Origin of the sequence: Streptomyces graminilatus, from assembly GCF_001418565.1 — a bacterium.
GTDB classification, from domain to species: domain Bacteria; phylum Actinomycetota; class Actinomycetes; order Streptomycetales; family Streptomycetaceae; genus Streptomyces; species Streptomyces graminilatus.
Genome location: NZ_LIQQ01000567.1, coordinates 1 through 4,815 on the forward strand (window position 1 = coordinate 1; position 4,815 = coordinate 4,815).

At 66.9% G+C, this 4,815-nt stretch carries 5 protein-coding genes and 1 pseudogene; 1 reads left to right on the forward strand and 5 read right to left on the reverse strand.

Annotated elements, in window-relative coordinates:
* From AOK08_RS47975 to ftsE, 3 genes and pseudogenes are all read right to left on the reverse strand, one after another.
* Positions 1-160 (reverse strand): annotated as a pseudogene (locus AOK08_RS47975) (S41 family peptidase); the annotation flags it as partial.
* A 67-nt stretch (positions 161-227) separates the two neighbouring features.
* Entirely contained in the window at positions 228-1,148 is a 921-nt protein-coding gene (gene ftsX / locus AOK08_RS36730) for a permease-like cell division protein FtsX (protein ID WP_055534174.1), read from the reverse strand.
* A gap of 146 nt (positions 1,149-1,294) precedes the next feature.
* Positions 1,295-1,984, reverse strand: coding sequence for a cell division ATP-binding protein FtsE (ftsE, locus tag AOK08_RS36735; RefSeq protein WP_053741518.1), 690 nt, complete (start codon positions 1,982-1,984; stop codon positions 1,295-1,297).
* Positions 1,985-2,281: 297 nt separating this feature from the next.
* Between ftsE and AOK08_RS36740 the strand changes: the two genes are divergently transcribed.
* A complete protein-coding gene (locus tag AOK08_RS36740; RefSeq protein ID WP_055534175.1) occupies positions 2,282-2,491 on the forward strand; it encodes a hypothetical protein in 210 nt (69 codons plus the stop codon).
* A gap of 112 nt (positions 2,492-2,603) precedes the next feature.
* On the opposite strand, the gene AOK08_RS36745 is transcribed toward AOK08_RS36740, so the two are convergent.
* Positions 2,604-3,251 (reverse strand): hypothetical protein, encoded by a 648-nt coding sequence (locus AOK08_RS36745; protein ID WP_055534177.1) that lies wholly within the window; start codon positions 3,249-3,251, stop codon positions 2,604-2,606.
* 315 nt (positions 3,252-3,566) lie between these two features.
* Positions 3,567-4,673, reverse strand: a complete 1,107-nt coding sequence (gene prfB / locus AOK08_RS36750) for a peptide chain release factor 2 (RefSeq protein ID WP_055534179.1) — start codon at positions 4,671-4,673, stop codon at positions 3,567-3,569.
* Positions 4,674-4,815 lie beyond the last annotated feature (142 nt).

Consider the following 4,815-nt stretch of genomic DNA (forward strand, 5'->3'; position numbering starts at 1 on the left):
TGGTGGAGCGGGCCGGGTCGGGGAGGGCGGACTTCCGTACGGCGTCCTCGGGGAACGAGCCGGTGGCCGCCGCGGCGACCAGGACACTGGCGAACAGCAACGTCAGAGCCGCCCCGCGGCCTGCACGGCGGGGCTGTGTGAACAGGTCGCGGCCCGACATGCCGGTGAGTCTAGGACAAGGCGAAGGGCCGTACCGGCGGATGTCCGGACGGCCCCCTTGGCATGCGTCACACCTTCAGGTACTTGCGCAACGCGAAGAACGCGGCCAACGCGGGCATCAGCACGCTCGCGGCGAGGATCAGCGGCAGCTTCGTCAGTACGGCGTCCCAGCCCAGGAAAGTGATCAGGTTGAGCTTGGAGGACAGGGCCATGCCGTGGTCGATGGTGAAGTACCGGCCGACGACCAGGAAGACACAGGCCAGCCCGCCGCCGATCACACCGGCGACGGCGGCCTCCATGATGAACGGCGCCTGGATGTAGAAGCCGGAGGCGCCGACGAGCCGCATGATCCCCGTCTCACGCCGACGGCTGAACGCCGAGACGCGCACCGTGTTGACGATCAGCAGCAGGGCGACGATCAGCATGAGCGCCATCACCCCGAGCGCCGCCCGGTTCATCAGGTTCAGCAGCTCGAAGAGGTTGTCAAGGATGCCTTTCTGGTCCTGCACGGACTGCACCCCGTCGCGCCCGTCGAAGGCGGTCGCGATGACCTTGTACTTCTCCGGGTCCTTGAGCTTGATCCGGTACGACTCCTGCATCTGGTCCGGGGTGAGCGAACTGGCCAGCGGGGAGTCGCCGAACTGCTCCTTGTAGTGCTTGTAGGCCTCGTCCGCCGACTCGTACGTGACCTTCTCGACGACCGAGTCCATCTTCTCCAGGTCGGCGAGGATCTGCTTCTTCTGGTCGGTGGTCACCGCGCCCTTGGCACAGTTCGGGTCGGACTCGGCGTCGCTCTTGTTGCAGAGGAACACCGAGACGTTGACCTTGTCGTACCAGTAGCCCTTCATCGAGCTGACCTGGTCGCTCATCAGGAGCGACCCGCCGAACAGGGCGAGCGACAGGGCTACGGAGACGATGACGGCGAACGTCATCGTCAGATTGCGACGGAGACCGACACCGATCTCCGACAGTACGAACTGGGCGCGCATGGCGAGCTCAAGCCTTTCCGGGAACTCCGAGGACCGTCCGCGTCACTGACCACCAGTGATCGCAAGTGATCGCAAGCGATCGCTGGTGCCAGTGACCGTGACCATCACAGCGACTGTGACTGTGACTGTCACTGTGACGGCGACTGTCAGTGCTGGTAGCCGTAGACGCCGCGCGCCTGGTCGCGGACGAGACGGCCCTTCTCCAGCTCGATGACGCGCTTGCGCATCTGGTCGACGATGTTCTGGTCGTGCGTCGCCATCACCACGGTCGTGCCCGTCCGGTTGATCCGGTCGAGCAGCTTCATGATGCCGACGGAGGTCTGCGGGTCGAGGTTGCCGGTCGGCTCGTCGGCGATCAGCAGCTTGGGCCGGTTCACGAAGGCCCGGGCGATGGCGACACGCTGCTGCTCACCGCCGGACAGCTCACCGGGCATCCGCTCCTCCTTGCCGCCCAGGCCGACGAGGTCGAGCACCTGGGGGACGGACTTGCGGATCTCGCCCTTGGACTTGCCGATGACCTCCTGCGCGAAGGCCACGTTCTCGGCGACCGTCTTGTTCGGCAGCAGCCGGAAGTCCTGGAACACCGTCCCCAACTGGCGCCGCATCTGCGGCACCTTCCAGTTGGAGAGGCGTGCGAGGTCCTTGCCGAGGACGTGCACCTGGCCGTGGCTGGCGCGCTCCTCGCGGAGGATCAGTCGCAGGAAGGTGGACTTTCCGGAGCCGGAGGACCCGACGAGGAAGATGAACTCACCCTTCTCGACCTCCAGGGTGACATCCCTGAGGGCGGGGTGGTTCTGCTTGGGGTAGACCTTGGAGACGCTGTCGAATCGGATCACGGATACACCACGGACCATCGGGGGCAGGTGACCGTGACCATACGCGAACCGAGCGGGAGAGTGCAGGCGCCGGAGTGCTTTGCATAAGGGTTGTGCACTTTTATGCCGGTCGGGAGCATGCCTCTCACCCTCACGTGAGGCATGGAAGCATGGAAGCGCGGGGCAGGATGAGCGGGGCAGGATAAGGCGAACCGCGCCGAAATCCGCGGAACCTGGCACAGTGGAGCGTGGAGTGGGGAACGGTTGCGTCCCCTGAAGCGTTGTGTACGTAGAAGTGGCGCGAGGAGGGCAAGGCGCATGACGTACGACCGACTGTACGACCGACTGGTGTGCGCGAACTGCGCGGCGCCCGTGAACGAGGGACGCTGTCCTGTCTGCCGGGCCAATCGTGAGCGGTTGCAGCAGGAGGGTCCGTTCGCCGGACTGAACCCGATGACGCTGATCGCGCTGCTGGCGGTGCTGATCGCGGCCCTGGCGCTGGTGGCAGTGGCACACCAGACGGCATAGAGCCCCCAAGCCCACGTAACACCCGGTGACACGCGTAAGGGCCCGGAGCGGAAGGCTCCGGGCCCTTACGTATGCGCACTGCCGGCACCGTCAGGCGGCTACTGGCCGGCTACTAGGCCGCGGCGCCGCCACTGCCGCCCACGAGGCGCGGGAGGACGCGGAAGGCCACACCGCCGGCGATCATGGTGACGGCACCGATGATCAGGAAGCCGGTCTCGGCGGCACCGGTCTCGGCGAGCTCACTGCCGGCACCCTGGGCCGAGGTCTCCGAGCCCGTGTCGGTGAGGGCCGAGGTGCCCTCCTCCTGGGCGGAGGTGTTCGAGCCACCGTCGGGGTCGGCGTTGTTGCCACCGCCGCCGGTGCCCTCTCCGTTGCCGTTGCCGTTACCGCTGCCGCTGCCGTTGTCCGTCGGGCCCTCGGACGGGGTCGCGGACGGCTCCTCTTCGGTGGGCTCGCTCGGCTCGGTGGTGGGCTCCGAGGGCTCGGAGGGCTCCGGGTCGGCCGTGCTGGGCTCCGGGTCGGGAGTGCCGGGCTCGGGGTCGGCCGTGGTCGGGGTCGTGTCCGGCTCCGTCGGGATGCTGGTCGGGTCCTCCGTGGGGTCCCCGGTCGGGTCCGGGTCCGGGCTCGGCGTACCGGCGCAGACGCCGAGCAGTTCGCACTCGTCGGCGGAGGCTATGCCCGCGGCGGTGAACGACGCACCGGCGGCGATCACGGCTCCGGCCGCGATCCGTGCGATCCGGATCCGCGTCTTGTTCGTCATATGGCTGCTACCCCCAGTAGCTGGAATCTTCGGTGGAGCCCGCGCTCGGGGCAGTGATCGACAGAGGTGACAGAGAGCACCCCCGGATCACATGCGCCCCAGAGATACGCATGCCGCGCGTCACCTTTCCGATTTTCCAAGAGCACGTCAAGGTCGTTGCGCGCGCAATGTCCCCTTGATCCGCGCTTGCCGCACATCGGATTCTGTGAGTGTGACGTAAAACCCAGACGTCTCTCCTGACGCAAAGCAACCGCCGCCCGGTGGGCGGCGGTTGCTTTGTCGACAAGGCGTTCTTCGGGCGCGTGCCCGGGAGTTCTACTTCTCCTGCTGCTTGCGCCAGCGAATTCCGGCTTCGAGGAATCCGTCGATCTCACCGTTGAACACGGACTCGGGGTTGCCGACCTCGAACTCCGTCCGCAGGTCCTTGACCATCTGGTACGGGTGCAGGACGTACGAACGCATCTGGTTGCCCCAGGAGTTGCCGCCGTCGCCCTTGAGCGCGTTCATCTTGGCCTGCTCCTCCTGACGGCGCCGGTCGAGGAGCTTCGCCTGGAGGACGTTCATGGCGCTCGCCTTGTTCTGGATCTGCGAACGCTCGTTCTGGCAGGAGACGACGATGCCGGTGGGGAGGTGGGTCAGGCGCACCGCGGAGTCGGTGGTGTTGACGCCCTGGCCGCCGGGGCCGGACGACCGGTAGACGTCCACCCGCAGTTCGGACTCGTCGATCTCGATGTGGTCGGTCTGCTCGACCACGGGCAGGATCTCCACCCCGGCGAACGAGGTCTGGCGGCGACCCTGGTTGTCGAAGGGCGAGATGCGTACGAGGCGGTGCGTGCCCTGCTCGACGGAGAGCGTGCCGTAGGCGTACGGGACCTGGACGGCGAAGGTGGTCGACTTGATGCCGGCCTCTTCGGCATACGACGTCTCGTAGACCTCGGTCTTGTAGCCCTTCTGCTCGGCCCACCGCAGGTACATCCGCTGAAGCTTCTCGGCGAAGTCGGCGGCGTCCACGCCACCGGCCTCCGCGCGGATGTTGACGAGGGCCTCACGGGCGTCGTACTCGCCGGAGAGGAGCGTACGGACCTCCATCTCGTCGAGGGCCTTCCTGACGGAGGTCAGCTCCGTCTCGGCCTCGGCGCGGGTGTCCGGGTCGTCCTCCTCCTCGGCCATCTCGAAGAGCACGCTCAGATCGTCGATCCGGCCGCGCAGGGCCTCGGCCTTCCTCACCTCCGCCTGGAGGTGGGAGAGCTTGCTGGTGATCTTCTGCGCTTCCTCCGGGTCGTCCCACAGGGACGGGGCTGCCGCCTGCTCCTCAAGCACGGCGACATCTGCCCTCAGCTTGTCGAGGTCCAGGACGGCCTCGATCGACTCCATGGTCGAGGAGAGGGACTTGAGCTCTTCGGATACATCGACGACTGCCACGACACCAGCGTAACGGCTCCGCCGGGCGGCAGGATTTTCGGTCTCGGCCGGAGGGTGAAGGGGGGAGGTCGCTGCAGCCCAGGCCCTTGTTTCCCACCCACCCGCCCGTCTCGGCATGCTTTCCAGCGCGGGGCCAGGCACT